This is a genomic window from Pedobacter nutrimenti, assembly GCF_003208655.1.
In the GTDB taxonomy this organism is placed as follows: domain Bacteria; phylum Bacteroidota; class Bacteroidia; order Sphingobacteriales; family Sphingobacteriaceae; genus Pedobacter; species Pedobacter nutrimenti.
Genome location: NZ_QKLU01000002.1, coordinates 440,405 through 460,640, shown reverse-complemented (window position 1 = coordinate 460,640; position 20,236 = coordinate 440,405). Strand labels below are relative to the sequence as shown.

The following is a 20,236-nucleotide window of genomic DNA, read 5'->3' as shown; positions in this document are numbered from 1 at the left end:
TGCTAAAAAGTTACATTTAAAGAAAGTCCATAATTTTTGGTAGAGGGCCCACTTCTAAACTCCCCGAATTCACTAGCCAGATCATTCCCCAGATTTGAAACTTCAGGGTCAATTATTCTGTTTTCTTTTGGAAGCCAGGTGAATAAATTTCGTCCGTATAAGGTTACAGAAGCTCTTTCTGCACCTATTTTTTTGGCTATTTTTCCAGGCAAGGTATAACTTAAGGTTACCTCTCTGAGTTTAATGAAGGTTTTGTCGATTATTCTACTCTTATAGGCAATTGCCCTGGCGAGGTCGGTATAATAGTAAGCAAAAACATTACTCTCTGTAATTGCTTTTGTATTTTCTGCATAACCAATAACCTGTCCCGCATTGTTTTTAACTTCCACTACAGAATTTGGCACAATAAAAGTTCGGCGGTCATTAAACAGGGTATTGGCAGAATTACCCACAAAATTCAGCAAGTCGGCAGAGCCCGAATAAAAGACGCCGCCTTTTTTATAATCTATTGCAAAGCCCAGGGAAAACTCTTTGTAGCGAAAATTGTTATTCAAACCCATTATAAAATCTCTCTGGGAATTACCATAAGCACCAAGGTCATTGGCCTGAAGGGGGAATCCATTTGCACTTACAACAATACGTCCCTGAGGGTCATACTTAGCCACCGGTGCTTCAATTACCCCCAGCGGCTGCCCCACACGGGCAACAAGCTGGGCATCGAAAGCACTTTTCAGCACCACTTTATTCAGACCATCCGGCAATGCAAGGACCACATTTCTATTCCTTGTAAAAGTATACATGATATCCCAGGAGATATCCTTTGTTTTTATAGGTGTTCCACTTAGAGCGATCTCCACACCCCGGTTGCGGACTTTACCAAAATTCACCACTCTAAAATTATAACCAATAGAAGGGGCAGATGCAACCGGCAGAATTTGATCATTGGTTACCCTGTTATAATAAGAGATATCTAGTCCCAATCGGTTGTTAAAAAATTTCAACTCTGCCCCAAACTCTGTTTCTGTACTAATTTCAGGCCTGAGGTTACTGTTGTTAAGTGTATTGGAAATCGTGTAACCAGAAACCCCGTCAATAGGAAAGTTGATCTGGGCATAACCCATATTAATATTGGCCTTAGTCAAGGTATTATAAATACTATATGGATTGGTATCACTTCCTGTTTTACCATATGCAGCCCTTATTTTAAACAAACTGATGTTTGCGCTCTTAAGGTCATAAACCTCAGACAACAATAAAGAAAAATTTGCCCCTGGATAAAAATAACTTCTTTGTTGTACCGGGAGGGTGGAACTCCAGTCATTTCTGGCGTTTAAAGTTAAAAATGCATAGTTTTTAAAACCGATAGTCGCAGAAGCATACAAACCGAACAAACGTCTTTGCGTGGAACTTTGTGTAGAAGTCGGGTTATTGGGCGAATTTTCTATATGATAAAACCCCGGAATAGCCAGATCCTCTACACCCGTATATAAAACTCTTGAACCTCGGTCATTAAAGTTAAAGCCAACCAAACCGTTTACATCAATGTCAGTACTGATTTTTTTATTGAACAAGGCATTTAGTTTAGAATCAAATTCAAAATACTTTTCAGATCCTTCAACCACATCACCCACATTCGGTTTCCGAACTGCCCCTTCATCATTTCCCCCTCCCGCCCAGCTACCTGGCGTAGCAGCGCTTTTAGCATCCCAGATTTTATCAACGATATTATTGATGTCATAGCCCTGCTGGAATTGAAAGCTAAGCCAGTCAGATGCTTTAAACTTCGCATCAATATTACCATACACCCGATCACTTTTAAAGGTGGCACCATTTTCATATATAGAATAGTAGGGATTTTGACTATAAGCACTAAAGTATCCATCTACGTTATAGTATTTATTCTTATAATCTTCAAAGGCCCTGATGGGAAAGTCCACAGGAATTTGTAAAATATCCTCATAAAAAGTAGTCCCTACCCCGCTTTTTGGTGTACCGGTTCTGGGCGCCCTGGTATTCTTTCCAACATAATTTACCGACGCATTTAAACTGATTGCCTTATATTTTGTTGATCCGCTTAAGCCAATCGTATTTCTCTTGTAGGTATCGTTTGCCCCGGGCAGAATCCCATTGCTATAGACATTTCCATAAGAAAAGCGAAAAGTTGACACCTCATTGCCCCCGCTAAAAGAGAGGTTATTGTTAAACTCCTTTCCTGTATCAAAAGCGTCTTTAAAATTATTCTTCACCGCTGAAAATGGTCTATACTGACGGACACCATCTACCTCAGAACCCCAGGGTCTCATTTGCCCATCCAGTTTTGCTCCCCAGCTCCCATTTTCGGCAATGTTGTTTGCTCTGGAAAACCCTTGTCCGTACTGATCCTGAAGATCCGGCACAATGGATACTTTAGTCAAGGCAGCCGAACTGGAAAAATCTACTTTAAAAGCACCGGCCTTTCCCTTTTTTGTTGTGATAATGATGACCCCATTTGAAGCCCTTGACCCATACAGGGAGCTTGCTGCCGCACCTTTTAAAATGCTGACACTTTCTATTTCATTAGGGTTAATGTCATTTGCCGCGTTCCCAAAATCATAATTATCTGTTAAATCACCAATACTATTAACAACCGCCGCTCCACCAGGTCTTGTATTATTAACCGGAACACCATCTATGACATAAAGGGGCTGGTTGTTCCCAGAAATAGAAGAAAAACCTCTTAGAATAACCTTACTAGACCCGCCTGGCTGTCCTGATGTGGTCGAAATGTCAACACCGGCAACTTTTCCCTGTAGTCCAGAAGCAAGATTGGTTGGTGAGGCCCGGTTAATTTCTTCAGCACTGACCTGAGTAGAAGAATAACCCAATGTCTTTTTCGCTCTGGATACGCCCAGCGCTGTTACCACAACTTCACCCAAAGTTTTTGCATCGGTACCTAAAGAGATATCAATTACATCTTTTGAAGCAACCGCAACCGACTGCGGCGCATAACCCACAGAAGAAAATTCAAGAATTGCATTTGCTGAAGAGATCCGGATGGCGTACCTGCCATCTGTGCCGGTAGCGACACCGGTTGAAGTTCCTTTTAACTTAACCGATACCCCGGGAATAGGAAGACCATCTTCCTTCCCTTTAACCGTACCGGTTATTGTCCTGTTCTGAGCCATTGCACTTGCAGCAAAGAGCACAAAAAACAACAAACATTGTATAATTTTTTTCATAAATAAATATTTAAATAAATAATTTGTTAAATCTAAGCTAGCAAATTATTTATATAATTCTATTTAAGAAATATAAATTCACAATTTTTATTTATAAAAACACAAAAAGTTAACTAAAATTACCAAAAACCGTATTAATAATTTTTGAAAGAAAAATAATGGCAAAATAGCCGTAAAAACAATGGCTGTAAATTTTTATTTTTTTTCCTTTAAGTATATTTACGCGTTGTACAAAATTTTTATGACTAGAATGGCGCTTTTAAGAGCCCGAGATGCCTCAATGGTTATGAGAGAAAAATAGAAAAGGTCGTATATAAGAAAGGCCGTCCGGATATCCGGACGGCCTTTCTTATATAAAAACCTTACTTATTTTTAATTACCTCCTGCCAACCAAACCGGCCGGGTTAAAGGCATATAAAAGCTCATCAAGGTGGCGTAATGACCACACTTACTTTTTGAAGCGATGCGTTTGCGTCCTGTCCAATGGTTAAAGCCCGCCCATCAGCCGTTTGTGCTTTGATAAGGGTAAACACCGCGGTTGCAGACGTAGCAGGTGGAACAACAGCATTTGCTGGAGCATTAAAAGTAATCTTCGCTTCTTTTGCTTCCAGTGGAAAAACCACAGTGGCGTTAGGAATATTAATTGCTCCTTCAACTTTGTAGGTTGCTGTAACGGTTTGCTGCAAACTGGTCCTCATCTGCAGAGTAATACTTACAGGATCACCTGGCGCCACATCCACCTCACTAAGGTCTTTTATCGTTACATATGGTGGCAAACTATTGCTAAAATCATAATTATCCCCCGGGGAGTCATGCTTTTTACAGGACTGGAACATCACAATGCTCAAAATCGAAACTAAAAATATAATCTTTTTCATAATTGGTGCTAATTAAAGGTCAAACCACATTTTCTCAGTAAACATTATCCTGTTCTTTGGTGCATTGGGATTAACCGCAATCTCATTCGTTGTCGGATATTCAAACCTTCTGAACAATGGCCCTGCAGGAGCTCCAATTGGTAGTTTAAGTGCTGGCGTTTCATCTCCTGAAGGCCCTGATCTTCTCCACTGCGTAAAAGCATCTATGCCCCTATCCATTTTATCCACCCAATGGTGCATATGAATCAGCTTCACCGGAGAGGCTACTGTAGATAAATCAGGTAAAGAAGCAGCAAAAGTTTGGGCTGTAGCCGCATCAACACCATAAAACAGGCAGGATTGCTGAACAGCCTTTCTGTACAATGTTGTTGCCGCAGCAAGATTCACAGGAACACCAAGTCCTCTGGCCTGGATTTCAGCCTCATAAAAAAGCTCTTCCTGATAACTAAAGAAAACTTCAGGTTCAACAGCAGAATGCAATAAAGGCGAAACCCTGACATTCACATTATCATCAGCTGTTGCTCCATTCTCCACGCCAAAATAATCTGCTGCTTGGTCAGGTTTGGTAAAGAATCTAGGTAATCTTGGATCAGCAAGGTTACGCATAAAGTCAACAACATAGTTACACCCAAAAAAGAAGTCCACCCCGTTATTGTATTGCTCATTCAATAAAAATTTAGGATTTTTCTTACCCGCAACATCCTGATAATTAATCAGACAATTGTCTGTTGAAGCTCCAATAAAATTTCCAGCAGTTATCATGGTACCAATTGCTGCAACTTTGGTTGGATCTTTATCCACCATCGTCATTAGGATCCGCAGCTTCACTGAATTGGCTAATCTTCTCCATTTATTCAAATCTCCTTTGTAAAACAGATCATAATCTGATATCTTCAAAGGACTTGCATCATCAAATTGCTTTAAAGCCGCATCAATTAAAGCAATACAGCCTTCCATTACATCTTTTTGTGCATCAAACTTCGGATAAGAAATATTCGTATTCCATGCCTCAGAAAACGGAACATCACCAAAAACAGTTGTTGCTTCATAAGCACACATGGCCAAAACAATTTTGTTTTGTGCGGCCGCATTATTATTCACCGGAGAAGCCGATTCCGCCAATTTTATAGCTTCTTTTAAGTTTGCTCCAACTGTGGTATAGTAAGCCCTCCATGAATTTGCATTACTAAATGAAGAAATTTTATACTGTTCCTCCGAAGGAACACCCCAGCCCGTTGGATTATTCCCGCCTGTAGCTACAGACTGTCCGGCAAGGGCAAAAGGAATATAGGAATCCCCGCTTGACCTTAAATTGGCGTACGACACCACCGCAAAAGAGAACAGTAATTTTGGATCTACTGTTGTTGCCGTATTAGGATCCTTATTGATATCCAGATACTTTTTGCAAGAAGATAGTGAAAAGCTTGAAGCCAACACTAAAATCAATAAATATATATAAGTCTTTTTCATTTTTTTATCCTCTAAAGTTTAACACGCAAATTAAATCCAATAGTTCTTGTTGAAGGAAAGTTATTAAACTCTACACCCTCACCGTTACTTGCCGCTCCAAATAAATTCGCTTCCGGATCAATACCAGGAACATATGATTTGATAATCCATAAATTACGTCCCTCGACACCAATTTCTAGCCCTTTCAGGAATTTGGCATTCCTTTGTAAAAAGGCCGAAGGAACTTTATAAGAGAAATTAACCTCCCGTAACTTTACATAAGAGGCATTAAAGATGCTCGACTCTGTGTTTGTAGAAGTATACTGCCCCCAGTAATCCTGCATACTTTGCACAGGAACGGTATTTGGAACATAGGTATTCCCCACCTGGATTACTCCTTTATCTACAAAAATGTTTCCCCTGTTGGCAACCGTTTCTGGAGAAAGACCAGAATTTCTTAATGTAGCTACTGTATTAGAGAACATAATACCACCTTCTCTAATATCTACCAAAAAGCTCAAGCTAAAGTTTTTATAAGAAAAAGTATTGTTGATACCCATGGTCCAATCAGGAGCAGTATTGCCCAATCTTTGATCATTAACCGTTTTTCTCAAACCTGTAGCTGCATCAATTACAATATTTCCATTAGGATCACGCTGCCATGCAGAACCATAAATACCAAAAGCTTTTCCACTTTCTACTTTAATCTGCAGACCACTCCATCCACTGGCCAAAGCATAAGAAGCAATATCAGAAGGAAGCGTAACCACTTGCTTGTTTTTAGCAAAGTTGACATCCAGGTTCCAGGTAAAATCTGTTAGTTTTACCGGAACTAAGCCCAGGGTAACCTCTATCCCACTGTTTCTTATAGATCCCGCATTTACTGTCTTGAAGGCAAATCCCGTAGATTGTGGAAGCGGCAAATTCACAATTTGGTCCTTAGTATTGGTATTATAATAAGTAAAATCCAAGCTAATTCTGTTTTTCAGGAATTTCAATTCGGTTCCCAATTCAATAGAATTTTGATTTTGTGGTTTAAGTTCCGGATTTGGAATAATCGATGGTATGCTATAGCCCAACACGCCATTAAAAGGGAAGGAAGATCCAAAGCCATATTGTGCAAAAGCAGTCGATTGACCTGTATAAGCAAAAGCCAAACGATAAGGATCACCATCACTACCGACATTAGCCCAACTCGCTCTCAATTTACCATAACTCAACCAGTTGTTTTCAGGCATGATCTGACTGAAAACAAAACCAGAACTTACAGAAGGATAGAAGTAAGAGTTATTATCCTTAGAAAGGGTAGAACTATAATCATTACGTCCGGTAACATTTAAAAATAAATAATCCTTATAAGACAACCCAACATCTCCATAGATACCAACAATTCTTTTTTTACTGGATCCGTTCTGATTTACTACAGAAGCTGCATTAGAAAAATTGTATAATTGGTCAACCGTTAAATTTTGCGCTAAAGCCTGATCTGACCTTGAATAGGTTTCATAAATATTATTACCCGCAATTACTTTTAAGCCAAGATCTGAATTTAGTTTTTTGTCAAAAGTCACGATGAAATCGTTATTCATTACCCTGTTGTAAAGGTTAGCGTTAATAAAACTTCCTGTTAATGCCCCTACAGTTCCATTTCTGGTTGGAAGAAAACGGTTCTCATTATAAAAGTCTGTTCCAATATTATCAGAGATGGTCAGCCATGAAACTGGCTTATAAGTTAAAATTCCATTGCCAAACACCCTGTCAACAACATTTGTCGAAGTATTATTATTAATAATCCAATAAGGGTTATTTCCATTCCGGCTTGGGGTAATGGTAATTTGCTGCTGAGTAACCGGATCAATATAATTGTTCCTGATTTGCGCGATGTCAAAGTTGGTAGGCAAATAGTTTGTACCGATCAGAACGTTTGGATCATTGGAACTTTGAGTTGGCATACCTTCCCCTTTCGTCCTTGTATAATTTATGCTCGCTCTTACCTCAAATTTGTCAGAAATTTTACGTCCGGCATTAAACGAAATTGCATTTTTATTTAATTTCTGTTTTTCAATTATCCCGCTTTGGACAGTGCTTGTATAACCAAGGCGAAAATCACTTTTTTCATCTGCACCATCAAAAGAAATCGAATTTATATAGGTCTGTCCGGTTTTGAAAAAGTCCTTTGCGTTATTAGGATGGGCTGTCAAAGGAACCTGGTTCCCTAAAAAGTCTGGAAAAAGACGACCCTGTACATCACTTAATTTAGGTCCCCAGGCGCTTAATGTAGTACGGTCATATAGCCCCAATGTACCCTGCGCGTATTCATTCTGGATTTCAGGAACCTTAAGAATATTATCAAAACGGGTTGATGAATTAAACGTTACACTAGACTGTCCTTTTATGCCCTTTTTCGTTGTGATAACAATCGCCCCATTTTTGGCCCTGGCACCGTACAGCGCAGTGGCCGCTGCTCCTTTAAGGACAACCATTGACTCAATATCATCAGAGTTTATATCCGAAGCCCGGTTACCAAAATCCGTTCCGGCGCTCCCTTGAGGAACAGACCCAGAGGTAGTGGAGACCATAGGTGCACCGTTATTGATCGGAAGACCATCTACAACAAATAATGGTTGACCCGAATCATTAAAAGAAGAACCCCCACGGATAACAATTTTAGAAGAACCCCCTAGAGTTCCAGACTGAGAATTGATTCTTACACCGGCAACTTTACCGGCAAGTGCATTTACGACATTTGTTTCTCTTGCCTTTGTCAATTCATCGCCACTCACTTTGGTAACTGAATAACCAAGGGATTTTGTCTCTCTTTTAATCCCCATCGCTGTTACAACAACCTCCCCGAGCATTTTTGCATCCTGCCCCAGAGAAACATTTACGACATTTCCGCTACCCACTGTTGCAAATTGCGAAACATATCCTACGGAAGAAAACTCCAGAATGGTACTTCCAGATGGAACTTTAATGACATACTTGCCATCAGCGCCAGTAGCCGCGCCATTATTTGTTCCCTTGACTTTAACGGAAACTCCTGGAATCGGAAGTCCGTCATCTTTGCCTGTTACTGTACCAGTTATTGTTCGATCCTGTGCATATGCAGCTACCGCAACAGCCAGGAACATGAACAAACTTAGTATAAGTTTTTTCATAAATTAGATAAATTTAGGTTAGTAATAGTTATTGTAGTTTTGAAGTTATTAAAATAAATGCGCGCCGAAGTGACCCACAATGCATTTTAATAGCCTTTTAATTATATTTTAATAGCTTTTTAATTCAATTGTCTGCTAAACAATAGAATAACCATGAGGTGGATGATCGAAAGGGGGAATTCGTTTGATTTTTACCAAAAGACGTTGTGTTGCGAAGATCCTGTTCTTATTTTGGTTTCTCACCACAATAAGATATTGTACTGCAATAGAAATTGCCTCCAATAAAGCCGGAAATAGCTTTAGTATAATTTTTTTCATAGATAGGTAATAATAGGATAGATGTTGTAAATATAATGTCAATTTACAAAAGGTTATCAAGAATCAATAAAATAATTCAACATTTTTTTGTAACGCGAAAACTATCGAATCATTTTATTATCGGGAAATCAGCATCCAATATTATTACAAGGGTCAATTCACCATAAACACGGCATTGGTAAAGACCTGTTTACCACTTTCCCAGAACAAGCGGAACAATACATCACTGCCCATATAAACCACAGTACCTTTACCCAAAGGCTGCACGCCAAAAAGCATTCCGCTATCCAGTTTTTTCTTTACGTTCCTGCCTGCAAGTCCGGCCACATAACCACCCGGCTTAAGCATTCCGGCATTCCAGCCCTCGGCCAGGGGTTCATAAATTTTATCTTCAGTGATCAGGGTATAATAACTATCCAGGCCAAGAAACAACGGATGCGAGCGGTCCAGGCTTACTTTATATATGGCTCCGGGTATGGCATCTTCAAAATCGTCCTTTTCCCGGTCTGTGTAATTTCTAATTTTAACTTTATCTGTTTTGCTCAGCTCTTTCTTTTTGATTTCAAATGGTTTTTTCTCGGCAAAACTGGCAATGGCACCTTCCATCAGGATCAGCTTTCCGCCTTTATCTACCCAGTCGCCCAAAGGTTCGATCATTTCTTTCGGATAATTTCCGTCTGCCAGGACCAGGACATTGATCTTACTCAAATCGATATTGCCAATGGCCCTTGCACTGATCAGGGAAACAGGGTACTTCAGTTCCTGCTCAAAAAAACTCCACACTTCGCCTACCGCCTGAGAAGAAGTTTCCGGACCAGAAACCACTGCCACACGAGGAACCTTCAGCAGCGAATACACAGAGGACCCAAAATCTTTTCCCTTTTCGACAAAGCCGCTTTCAATGGGTTCAAGCTGCACATTCAGGCTACCTGTTATTGCACGCAGCCGCTCTTCCAGCTGGGGAAGTATTTTTTCATTCTCTTTTCTGTACACCAGCATCGTGCCCTGTTTAAATTCCCGCCCTCCGGTAGTAAAGGCTTTTTCCGCCATCCGGACTTTAATTCCAGCTTTATACAAGGCAATCAGAACCTGTGCATCTTCCAGGCCTGTCCATGAAAAAGCCCAGGCATAAGGTTTTTCAATAGCCTTAAGCGCCCGGTCGGTTTCCTGTATTTCGTTAAATGTGCCTTTCAGGGATTCCTTAACAGCAAAAGCATTTAAACCATAGGCATAAGGTAATGCCCAGGCCGTAATGTCATAAGTGTTTGAGTCGGTCACCACGGTATGGGGTTCAAAAAGTACACTGGCCAGAACTGCTTTTGGTTGGTGCAGGTTCAGGACCAGGTCATTTCTTTCCAGTTTAAAACTGGCCTGCTTCTGCGTTTCAAAACTATAACCGCTTAAAGCCTTATCTCCCCCGAAACTATATTCAATATGATTTTTTTTCAATAGTGCCGCCAGCTTTTTAAGTCTTGGCAAATGACCTGCCTTTACGACATAGGTAGAATAGTTTCCCGGAGGATTAAGCACCGATTGTTCAAAATATTTCCGGAACTCAGTCAGTAAACGTTCTGAATAGGACGACACCGTTTCGAGTGTGGCCATACCGGTTGTAAAGTGATGGGCGATCCTGTCTTTTAGGGTAAGGGTATCCCCATCACTGGTCACTACCGCCAAACCGGCGTTAATTCCACCCTGCTCATAGGTCATTCCGACTGCACCATTATATAATGGATAGGTGTCTCCATAGGAAGGATACAAAAGGTCAAATCTTTCCTTGGTAAAATATTGCCAGCCGTTCTGATCAAAATATTTAGCGTTGTTTTTTCCTACAATCACCTGAAAGGTCCGCTGCCAGGCGTTGATGTCCTGGTGTACAGGTTCTGCTGCCGGGGCAAAATAATAGGGTTCATTATAACTCTGCTCATGAAAATCAACATGCACTTCGGGCATCCACTGATGATACAGCACAATTCTTGCCTGGGTCTCGGTTTGAGTCTGCCACGCCCAGTCCCTGTTCAGGTCGAAATAATAATGGTTCACCCGGCCTCTTGGCCAGGGCTCTATGTGTTCCCTTGACTCGGGGTTAACATTGGGAGAAACACCGCTTACAGAATTGAAATAATTTACATATCGGTCACGGCCATCAGGGTTTAAACAAGGATCAATAATAACAACGGTATTGCGCAGCCACTGGTCAGCGCCAGCGCTTGCTGAAACCAGGGTATACAACATTTTCATAGACGTTTCGGTAGAACTGGCTTCATTTCCATGAACATTATAGCTGAGCCACAATATGGCCGGCTGTTTTTTTAGGTCAATGGGCTTTTTGGAAGCCGAACTGAGGCTAAGGTTATTTTTACGGATTTCTTCCAGGTTTTTCATGTTCTCTGGCGAAGAGATCACGGCAACAAGCAATTCTCTTCCCTCATAGGTTTTTCCATAAGGAATCAGTTTTACATTTTTTGCCTCCGTAGAAATGTATTTAAAGTAATCCAGTACCTTTTGGTGCGGGGTAAAATGGCTGCCCAGCGGATAACCTAAAAAATCATCGGGAGATTTTGTTTGCGCTTTGGCAGGGGCAAGGCCGGCAAACACCAAAAGAGAGAGTAGAAAGTGCTTCATATTTATAAATATAGTCCAAAATACTAAAGAATATTTTTTGTTTGTGCTGCATAGTGTAATTTTACCTATACAAACCAGATCTTTTTAAGGCATGTCAAACATCGAAACACTTTACAAGCACTATTTACAACACAGGACCATTTGTACCGACACCCGGAACATTACCCAGGATTGCTTGTTTTTTGCCTTAAAGGGAGAACACTTTGATGCCAACACTTTTGCAGCTCAGGCCCTGGAAAAAGGGGCTGCCTTTTGCATTATTGACAATGAAAGTTATAAAACAGACCAGAGGTGTTTACTGTTCGATGATGTTTTAAGCACTTTACAGGATTTAGCCAGGCACCACCGCAATCAATTGCACATTCCGGTCATCGGACTGACCGGCAGTAATGGAAAAACCACCACAAAAGAGCTGATCAACGCCGTTTTAGCGGAAAAATATAAAACTTTTGCCACCAAAGGGAATTTAAACAATCACATCGGGGTACCGCTTTCTATTTTAGCTATTGATGAAAGCGTAGAGATCGCGGTGATTGAGATGGGGGCCAACCATCAGAAAGAAATTGAATTTCTATGTGGCCTATGCCGGCCGGACCACGGCCTGATCACCAATGTGGGTATGGCCCACCTGGATGGATTTGGTGGTTTTGAAGGTGTAAAAAAAGGAAAGGCAGAGCTGTATGCTTATTTGAAACAACATGCCGGCCATACCTTTCTCAACAGGGACAACGCTTTTCTAATGGAAATGAGTGCCAGGGCCCAGCTCGACAACATCACCTATTATGGAACCCATCAAAGCGACAGGGTTTCCGGGAAATTGTTAACATCGGATCCTTTCATTGAAATCAGCTGGACCCTGGCCGGTCAAAGTTATGCTGCAAAAGCAAATCTGACGGGCGCCTATAATTTTGAAAACATTCTGGCCGCTATTTGTATCGGGCAGTTTTTTGGGCTTGTGCCTGAGCAAATCAATAAAGGTCTTGCCGGTTATTTCCCAAGCAACAACCGCTCTCAACTCACCAAAACAGAACACAATACAGTGATCTGTGATTTTTACAATGCCAATCCAAGCAGCATGACAGCCGCACTGAACAATATTTCTGGTTTAAGTTCCGCTCATAAAGTGGCTATTATTGGCGATATGTTTGAGCTCGGGCCAGAGTCCCTGCAACAGCACGATCTGATTGCAGCGAAAGCAGCAGCCTCCGGTTTAGACCTGGTTATTTTTATTGGCAAGGATTTTTATCAGTACAAAGACAAGTATAAAGGCTTATTTTTCCATACGCCCCAGCAAACCAGGGAATTTTTGTTGGAAAACCCGGTTAAAAACAGTCTGGTCTTGTTAAAAGGATCAAGAGGTATGGCCCTGGAACAACTGATGCCTTTGTTGTAATTTGTCCAAAACAGCTTCTTTGCTTGGTTGAAAAGTTTCTTTTTACCTGATTTTTAAAGCAAAGAGGCCTTTAAGCAGCGCTTACAGCTGAGTTCACTAAAGCCCCTGTCAGATCTATCTCCCGGTCATCTTTTCTTTGGCTTTTGCCCTAAAAGATACGGCGCAGAGTCGGCGCAAATACAGCTTAGCTTTGGCCTGGTTACAGATCAAACCCAAGGCATCCTATAGGCCATTTCATTGCGTACTGTAAAACTTTTTTCGAGGATAAACCGGGCCCGAATGACCTGGTTAAAGATCAACTACAAGATACACATTTTAAAATGAATTCATTTCATTTTATGTATTTTATTTTCAGATGCCCGGCGGGGCATATTGGGCCGTTTTTGCATTTGTATAGTTTTTTGGATTACGTAAAACGCGGCTGGGATTAAGGTGGTAAAACCGTCAATTTCAGCCCAAAAGAAAGTCGGTACAAGCTCAGAGTAAGGTGCATTTATTCTGCCCGGTCAAACTGGACAAAAACAGCACGCTTGGCCTCACCCTGGTGAGCTCATTGATCACACGGTTCTAAAAGGAAATCAGGGCTTTTGTTCCGTGACCACAATACCGGCATCACTTACTTCGGGCAAAGGGTTATCGCGCATGTTTTGCTCGGCGACCAATTCGTATTTGCCTGCAGCCGGAAAATGGTAATTGGTCAACAGGGGCAAAGTATAGGAAAATAAATTGCCGGAACCGGAGCCCAGCCATTGCCCGTCGGACTGGGCAAGTTTAAAGCCAAATCTGCGGCTGTTTTTCTTACCGTCCTTTCCTTTCATATGAAACAGGATATAAATGTTGGAGTACCTGTAATCGGACGTATGTCTTAATTTAAAGAAAATGGAATAGGCCTTAGATGGGTCCTTGATGTCTGCAATAGTACTTACTTTATTGATGTAACTCCAGCGGTGTTCTGGCATGGCTACATTCACATCGGTCACAGTGCCGGTTTCACAGCCACTGAATAGCAAACCGGCAAAAAACAGACAACAAAGAAACAGAAATTTAAATTTACTCATTTTTAGGCTTGTCAGATGGCTTACGTCTGCGGTTATTTCTATTCCGGTTTCTATTGCCCGAGGGCTGCCCAGGATTGCTTTGCGCGGCTTCCGGACCAGCGTTTACAGGTTTTTCCGTGGCTACGGCTTTTTTCTGCTGTTCAGGTTTTTTTCCTTGTTCTGGTTTTTTACCCTGATCCTGCTTTTTGCCTTGCTCCCCTTTGTTTTTTCCTTGCTGATGCTGTTGCGGGCGGTTTGTTTTATCGCCCTTAGGACCTGCTCCGTTGTTGCGCTGCTGCCCGTTCTTGGCATTACGGTTTTGTTTGTTCCGCTTTTCGTCCAAACGGGTCAGGCTGTCCTGTCCAACAACATTTTCGTAATCATGGACCTTTTCTACCACGACGCTAGGCGCCAATAAAACGGCTTCTTCTTTAAGGTTAACCGGCTTCTGGCCTTTTTTATTCATCGCCATGATTTCTTTCACCCGGTCTACTTTAAGCGGGATCCAGTCTTCCTGGTTTGCATAACTGAACCACATCACCTTTTTAAAGATATCGGTTTTCTGATGACGGGCAATACCAATCTCGGTTTGCAGGTTTTCAATTCTATCGGGAATATCTTTTAAAGCATCCAGATAGGTATCCAGTTCATAGTTTAAACAGCATTTAAGTTTGCCGCATTGTCCGGCCAGCTTCAGCGTGTTCAGGGAAAGGTTCTGGTATCTTGCCGCAGCAGTGGAAACCGTTTTGAAATTGGTCAGCCAGGTAGAGCAACACAATTCACGTCCGCAAGAGCCAATTCCGCCCAATCTTCCGGCTTCCTGGCGCATCCCGATCTGACGCATTTCTATCCTGATCCTGAACGTTTCCGCCATTTTTTTGATCAGTTCCCTGAAATCCACCCGGCCTTCTGCCGTGTAGAAAAAAGTGGCTTTGGTTTTATCCCCCTGGTAGTCCACATCACTGATTTTCATGGAAAGACGCAAGTCCAGCGCCAGTTTACGGGCCTTGTGCATGGTTTCCCATTCCATATCCTTGGCTATTTTCCATTTCTCCACATCGGCCTCGGTGGCTTTGCGGTAAACCTTACGGGTCACCTGATCTGCGGTGGTTTTGCGCCGCTTCATTTGGGTCCTCACCAGTTCTCCGGTTAAGGAAACATGGCCAATATCATAACCACCTGTGGGTCCTTCCACAGCAATCAGTTCTCCAATTTCAAGGTATATATTGTCGGTATTCAGAAAAAATTCTTTTCTGGCACCTTTAAACTTAACTTCTATAATTTGAAAAGGAATATAATTTGAGGGCATATCTAAATTAGACAGCCAATCGTAAACTTCTAATTTCTGGCATCCTCCGGTAAGGCAAGAGCCATTACTTTTACAGCCTGCAGGGGCACAACCGCCACCCGTCGAACAACTTCCACATCCCATATTAACTATATATATATTGAGTCCCTTTCGGGAGCGTTTTAAACTTAATTAGTTTTACCAATTGTAAAGATACATCTAAAAACAGAATTTTAGGATTTGCATTCCTTTCAATATGATAATGTGCCTGCTCCAGTTCTGAGATTATGGCCTCAGCCATGTTTAAATTCAGTACATGCGCAGATAATTTTTTTGCGGTATCCAGCGTTCTAGGTGGTAATTTTACCAGTTCTTCTGCCCCGCTGAGCAATAAACTGCATTCCCGAAGAAAGCTGATCCCGTATTTCAGAAAATTTTTCTGGTTTTCCCTGCCCCAGCCTGCAGCCTGTTCTACAAAGGCAATCAAATCGGCAACGCGGTTTCCGTATCCCATTCTTAACCAGTCCGCAAATTTATCTGCATGGTCATTTTGGGCATTGCTGGCCAGCAATTTTGCTTCAATCAGGTTACCGTCGGCAAGAAAGCTGTATTCTACTGCCTGATGCGTGTCCAATCCATGATTTTCGACCAGATAATTTTCAATGACCGCGTCAGGTAGTTTTGGAATCTTTACAATCTGGGTCCTGGACAAAAGGGTGGAAAGAATCTGGTCCTGGTTATTGGCCACCAGGATAAAAAGTGTGTTTTTGGGTGGTTCCTCAATGATTTTTAGCAAAGCATTTCCTTCTTTATCCAAAAACTCAGGCAACCACATGATCAGGACTTTAGTTTCCCCTTCAAAAGCTTTATAACTTAGCTTTTTAATAATGTCATGACATTCTGCAATATTAATATTGGCCTGTTTATTCTCTGCGCTTAGTTTTGAGCGCCAGATGTCCAGGTCAAAATAAGGGTCCTCCAGCAGCATGCTTCTCCATTCCTCCAGTACATCCACTGCTGTACGGACATCTTTTGAAGCAAAAAAAGGATAGGAAAAATGAAGATCGGGGTGAATATACCTTTCATATTTTCTGCAGGAAGAACAAACACCACAGCTATCGATGGGCGACTTGTCCAGACAATTGATGTACTGGGCATAAGCAATGGCCAAAGGCAATGCACCGCTTCCCTCACAAGACAAAAACAACTGGGCATGAGAGATCCTGTTTTCTGCCACAGTTTGCAGCAGTTGTTCCTTAATCGTTTCCTGTCCGGTGATCTCCTTAAATTGCATGTGGTGCAAAATAGTAAATTTTTAAGAGCCTGTTTAAATTTATTAAAAAGATGACACCAGCTCCCTTGTTATCTCTTTTCTTACCTTTGTCCCTTTAATTAAGTTTATGGCCAGGATTATTGCCTTTGATTACGGAACCAAACGGGTTGGCATTGCAGTGACCGATCCATTGCAGCTCATTGCAACAGGACTGGACACCATACACCCCAAGGACATTATAGATTATTTAAAAAAATACCTTCTGAGTGAACAGGCGGCAGCATTTGTACTTGGGGACCCCAAACAAATGGACGGCTCACCTTCGGAATCTGCCCAGCACGTTAAAGGTTTTTCGACCCTACTGAAAAAGAATTTTCCTGACATTCCCCAGTACTGGGTCGATGAAAGGTTTACCTCCAAACTGGCCCACCAGACCATTCTGCAAAGTGGTTTAAAAAAACAGGACCGGAAAAACAAAGATCGGGTGGACACCATAGCCGCTACCATTATCCTGCAATATTTTATGCAGGAACACCGTTTATAAAACCATATGAGTATGATTAATGAAGACCTGCAACATCTGCTGCTGAATTATTGTGAGCCCGAAAGTGACTTGCTGCAGCAAATTGACCGGGAAACCAATTTAAAAGTATTGATGCCTAGAATGCTGTCTGGTCATTACCAGGGCCGCGTTTTGAGCATGCTCAGCAAAATGATTTCACCCAAAAAAATCCTTGAAATCGGAACTTTTACCGGCTATGCAACCCTATGCCTGGCGGAAGGCCTGAGCCCTGAGGGTACCCTGTATACACTGGACATTAATCAGGAGCTGGAGGACATGGTCCGAAAAAGTTTTGCACAATCTCCTTACAATGACCAAATTAACTATATACTCGGTGATGCCAGTCAGAGTCTGGGGCAGTTAAACGAGGTTTTTGACCTCGTATTCATCGATGCGGACAAAAAAAACAATGGAACCTACTACGACCTGGTCTTCGATAAAATCAGGCCCGGAGGGCTCATTATTGTGGATAACGTTCTTTGGAGTGGAAAAGTACTTAGTAATCAACAAGATAAAGACACCAAAAATATTATTACATTTAACGATAAGATCGCAAAAGACACGAGGGTAGAGAAATTAATTCTGCCCGTTCGTGACGGATTATTCATCATAAGAAAAAAATGATATGATTAAACAGTTCATGTTCATCTGGATCGCGCTTCTCTGTTCCTTCTCCGCATCCAAAGCACAGACTACTTTAGATTATATTCATGAAAACGTGGCTTATGCCCAGGAACTCATGAGAGAAAATCACATTCCCGCCAGTGTTATTCTGGCTGTAGCCATTCACGAATCGGCCTCCGGAACGAGTAAAATTGCCCGCTACCTGAACAATCATTTTGGCGTAAAGGGACAAAATTCCAGCACAGAAATCCGGTCTTCCTATAAGGGTTACCCTACTATACAGGATTCTTACGACCATTTTGTGGAGTTCCTGCAAAACAGGTCTTCTTTCAGCAATCTTTTTGATAGATTTGGCCAGTCTAATTATATCGGATGGGCAAAAGGCATACAGCGTGGTGGTTATGCCCGCAGCAGAAGCTGGGCATCGCAGGTCATTGGCCTCATTAAAAAATACGAATTGTATAAATATGATGAGACAGAAGTGGTGAGCGCCGCCCGGATAGAAAAAGACAAAAAGACAGTTCCGCAAAGCAGAATTGCAGAATACCTTAAAGCGGTATTTCCAATCCCTTTTCTGACCGGAAAAATAAACATGAAAAACCGTATACCGGATAATTAGATGAACCCTAGATTCCTTTTGCCGATACTTTTACTGATCGCCCTTTCTTCCTGCAAAACCAGAAAATACAGCCGCAACAACCGGCAAATAGAAAAAGAGGCCAAAAGGTCCAATCCGGATGCCCCGAATTACACCACATTAAGTTATATAGAATCTTTTAAAGGGGTTGCCATAGAGGAAATGAACCTGTATGGTATTCCCGCCAGCATTACCCTGGCCCAGGGCATTATTGAATCGGGCAGCGGCAACAGCAGCCTGGCCAGGTATGCCAACAACCACTTTGGCGTAAAATGCACCTCGGAATGGAAGGGGAAGGGCTATTACAAAGATGATGACCAGCGCAACGACTGCTTCAGGGTTTATAAAGACGCCAGGCAATCTTATAAAGACCATTCGGAATTCCTGAAAAGAAAACGCTACAGTTTTTTATTCCAACTGGATAAAAATGACTATAAAAACTGGGCTTATGGATTAAAACAGGCTGGTTACGCCACCAACCCAAAATATCCGGACATGCTGATCAGTACCATAGAGAAATATCAGCTCTATAAATATGACCAGCCGGAATCTGAAAGGCAAAAAATTATCCGGGAGGACCGGGTTTTTACAGAGATCAATGCCAATATCCCTAAAGAGACTAAAAAATTTACACCCGTTGACAGTCCTCCTTCCCAGCAGGTCATCAGCACCAAACCGGATAGCAGTGCCGTAAAACCAGATAGTAATGTTGTAAAACCTGACAGCGCGACCCAGCCTCAGGCACGGCCACAGCCCACCAGCGCAGCACCGGCCGGCACACAAAAATATTACATGGTTAAACAAGGTGATACCTTATACAACATCTCCAAACGTTTTAACCTGAGTATAGAGGACCTGAAAACCCTCAATAACCTTAATGATACGGGGATAAAAATTGGCCAGGTCCTGCTGATCGTTAAATAATGTTAAGATGTGGCAAGGCTATTGCTTATATCCATAGCTTTGTAGGCTAATGAAATTCACCGGGATTCTATTATTTTTTTTATTTCCCTTTTTTGCGGTTTTCGCCCAGCAAAAAACGGTTCAGGGTTTTGTGGTCGACAAGAGCAACAACCAAAGGCTTGCTAAAGTATACATCTACAATTCCAGGACAGATGAAGGTCTGTACAATACCAATAAAGGGGAATTTTCGACACAGGCCATGCCAGGAGATACCCTTTTTGCCGCACTTGCGGGTTATGCCGTGGACACCCTGATCTACAAAGGACAAAATTCTATTTATTTTCAACTGAACCCGCTTTCTATACGGCTTAAGGAGGTGAAAATTTTTGGCGGGATGCCCAGCCCCAAACAACAGCATGAAAAAACACTAAAGGAGTATAAATACGCACTGGACCGGGGAAGCTCCAAGGACCTGTTAAACCTTGGGCAAAACGGAGTTGGTTTAGGGATTGATGCCATTTATAACCTTTTGAGCCGCAAAGGGGCCAACGCCAGGCATTTGCAAAAAATACTGGAACGGGATTATCATGAACAGATTATAGATTTCAGGTTCCGGCCGGATTACGTGGAAAGGATCCTGAACATCCACAATTTTGAACTGACAGACTTTATGCAGCAATACCGTCCGACTTATGAGTTTGTCCTTTCGGCCTCGGATTATGCCTTTGTGGTTTTTATCCGCAACAACTACATCACTTATAAAAGAAATCCGAAAGCCCTTCGCCTGCAGCCTTTGCCCACTGTACAGGTAGAAACCATTAAACCCTGATCCTGCAACGCTGAACAGCCTTTTTTAAATTTGGGCCGCAGATA

General features: G+C 41.9%; 14 protein-coding genes. 6 read left to right on the top strand and 8 right to left on the bottom strand.

Annotated features, from left to right (window positions below; genetic code table 11):
* Positions 1-2: 2 nt before the first annotated feature.
* The 5 genes from B0O44_RS06760 to B0O44_RS06735 all read right to left on the bottom strand — a co-directional run bounded on the left by B0O44_RS06760 (position 3) and on the right by B0O44_RS06735 (position 11,646).
* Entirely contained in the window at positions 3-3,218 is a 3,216-nt protein-coding gene (locus tag B0O44_RS06760; protein WP_110828474.1) for a SusC/RagA family TonB-linked outer membrane protein, read from the bottom strand.
* A 425-nt stretch (positions 3,219-3,643) separates the two neighbouring features.
* Positions 3,644-4,096 carry a hypothetical protein gene (locus B0O44_RS06755; protein ID WP_110828472.1) on the bottom strand — a complete coding sequence of 151 codons (453 nt, stop codon included), beginning with the start codon at positions 4,094-4,096 and terminating at the stop codon, positions 3,644-3,646.
* Between the two features lie 12 nt (positions 4,097-4,108).
* Positions 4,109-5,566 carry a SusD/RagB family nutrient-binding outer membrane lipoprotein gene (locus tag B0O44_RS06750; RefSeq protein WP_110828469.1) on the bottom strand — a complete coding sequence of 486 codons (1,458 nt, stop codon included), beginning with the start codon at positions 5,564-5,566 and terminating at the stop codon, positions 4,109-4,111.
* 11 nt (positions 5,567-5,577) lie between these two features.
* On the bottom strand, positions 5,578-8,703 hold the full coding sequence (locus B0O44_RS06745) for a SusC/RagA family TonB-linked outer membrane protein (RefSeq protein WP_110828466.1): 3,126 nt from the start codon (positions 8,701-8,703) through the stop codon (positions 5,578-5,580).
* A gap of 471 nt (positions 8,704-9,174) precedes the next feature.
* Positions 9,175-11,646 carry a M14 family metallopeptidase gene (locus tag B0O44_RS06735; protein WP_110828461.1) on the bottom strand — a complete coding sequence of 824 codons (2,472 nt, stop codon included), beginning with the start codon at positions 11,644-11,646 and terminating at the stop codon, positions 9,175-9,177.
* A gap of 91 nt (positions 11,647-11,737) precedes the next feature.
* Here B0O44_RS06735 and B0O44_RS06730 point away from each other — a divergent pair, with 91 nt between their 5' ends.
* Positions 11,738-13,039 (top strand): UDP-N-acetylmuramoyl-tripeptide--D-alanyl-D-alanine ligase, encoded by a 1,302-nt coding sequence (locus tag B0O44_RS06730; RefSeq protein WP_110828459.1) that lies wholly within the window; start codon positions 11,738-11,740, stop codon positions 13,037-13,039.
* 578 nt (positions 13,040-13,617) lie between these two features.
* Here the strand turns inward: B0O44_RS06730 and B0O44_RS06725 are convergent.
* The 3 genes from B0O44_RS06725 to B0O44_RS06715 are packed head-to-tail and all read right to left on the bottom strand — an operon-like array spanning position 13,618 to position 16,658.
* Entirely contained in the window at positions 13,618-14,097 is a 480-nt protein-coding gene (locus tag B0O44_RS06725; RefSeq protein WP_110828456.1) for a gliding motility lipoprotein GldH, read from the bottom strand.
* On the bottom strand, positions 14,090-15,508 hold the full coding sequence (gene ricT / locus B0O44_RS06720) for a PSP1 domain-containing protein (RefSeq protein WP_110828453.1): 1,419 nt from the start codon (positions 15,506-15,508) through the stop codon (positions 14,090-14,092). Before ricT ends, B0O44_RS06725 begins: the two co-directional genes overlap by 8 nt.
* A 1-nt stretch (position 15,509) precedes the next feature.
* Complete coding sequence (locus B0O44_RS06715) at positions 15,510-16,658, bottom strand: DNA polymerase III subunit (RefSeq protein ID WP_110828451.1); 1,149 nt, start codon at positions 16,656-16,658, stop codon at positions 15,510-15,512.
* A gap of 106 nt (positions 16,659-16,764) precedes the next feature.
* On the opposite strand from B0O44_RS06715, the gene ruvX reads away from it, so the two are divergent.
* Genes ruvX through B0O44_RS06690 form a run of 5 tightly spaced genes read left to right on the top strand, consistent with a single transcriptional unit; the run spans position 16,765 to position 20,192 of the window.
* Positions 16,765-17,181, top strand: coding sequence for a Holliday junction resolvase RuvX (ruvX, locus tag B0O44_RS06710; protein WP_110828448.1), 417 nt, complete (start codon positions 16,765-16,767; stop codon positions 17,179-17,181).
* 6 nt (positions 17,182-17,187) lie between these two features.
* The gene (locus B0O44_RS06705) at positions 17,188-17,823 is read left to right on the top strand and encodes an O-methyltransferase (RefSeq protein ID WP_110828446.1); all 636 of its coding nucleotides are present in this window, start codon (positions 17,188-17,190) and stop codon (positions 17,821-17,823) included.
* Position 17,824: 1 nt separating this feature from the next.
* On the top strand, positions 17,825-18,442 hold the full coding sequence (locus B0O44_RS06700; protein ID WP_245943612.1) for a glucosaminidase domain-containing protein: 618 nt from the start codon (positions 17,825-17,827) through the stop codon (positions 18,440-18,442).
* Positions 18,443-19,384 carry a glucosaminidase domain-containing protein gene (locus tag B0O44_RS06695; protein ID WP_110828443.1) on the top strand — a complete coding sequence of 314 codons (942 nt, stop codon included), beginning with the start codon at positions 18,443-18,445 and terminating at the stop codon, positions 19,382-19,384.
* 49 nt (positions 19,385-19,433) lie between these two features.
* Positions 19,434-20,192, top strand: a complete 759-nt coding sequence (locus B0O44_RS06690) for a hypothetical protein (RefSeq protein ID WP_110828441.1) — start codon at positions 19,434-19,436, stop codon at positions 20,190-20,192.
* Positions 20,193-20,236 lie beyond the last annotated feature (44 nt).